Annotated in this window: 2 protein-coding genes; both read right to left on the reverse strand. The window is 42.1% G+C overall.

Annotated elements, in window-relative coordinates:
• Positions 1-388, reverse strand: a 388-nt coding sequence (locus A3766_RS01680; protein ID WP_068641535.1) for a nuclear transport factor 2 family protein, incomplete at its 3' end; no start/stop codon positions are given.
• A gap of 110 nt (positions 389-498) precedes the next feature.
• A partial coding sequence (locus A3766_RS01685) for a TlpA disulfide reductase family protein (protein WP_156508609.1) occupies positions 499-782 on the reverse strand: 284 nt, incomplete at its 5' end.

Raw genomic sequence — 782 nt, forward strand, 5'->3', positions numbered from 1 at the left:
GTTGAAATTTTGCGAGCGCTTCACCCATTGCCTTGTGAACGGCATTGATGCCCTGAAGAGGGCGCAGCATGACTTTGAATTCAGTTATTTGATCATCTTCGTTCCAGGTGATCATGTCGACACCATTGACGGTTTTGCCGTCAATAAGGGTTTCGAATTCGAGCACGGCAAAATGGTCGTTGTAAACTTCTTGAATATATTTGAAGTGTTCATTCGCAATCGTTTGCATTGCGCCCATTAGGTATAGTTTTGTAATGGCTTTGCCTCTTTGCGGAGTATGAACTACCGGAGAAAACATCGTGGCGTTATCAGCCAATAAATTGTCTAGAGCATTGATATCTCGTGTTTTCACAACAGTATGCCAGTTCTGAATAACTTTAGGAGCCATGATCTTTACCGTAATTATTGATAGTCAAAAAGGTGTTCTGAAGCGCTAATGTATCAAAGAAAATGGGACTAATGCGAATCTAATAACGGAAAACGGTAAAGACTAAATGTTTACTCCTGAAGCAGCATGTTGACTTCTTTCTCGAGGTAACGAATAAACCCCGTGTTAAACCCCTGATGAGCAATGCGAATATAACCTTCTCGATCTATCAAAAATGATGTAGGCATGGTGAGTAGCTCGTAAGCCTGTTGGGATTTCCCACTTCGTTCTTCCAGTACCGGAAAATCCACTGGGTACTGTTCAAGAAAACGCATCGCTTCTTCAGTGGTGACGTCAACATTGACAGCAAGAATTTCAAAGTCTTTACCGTTTTGTTTACTGTGCAGGCGCTTGC

The sequence above is a fragment of the Oleiphilus sp. HI0132 genome, from assembly GCF_001635845.1.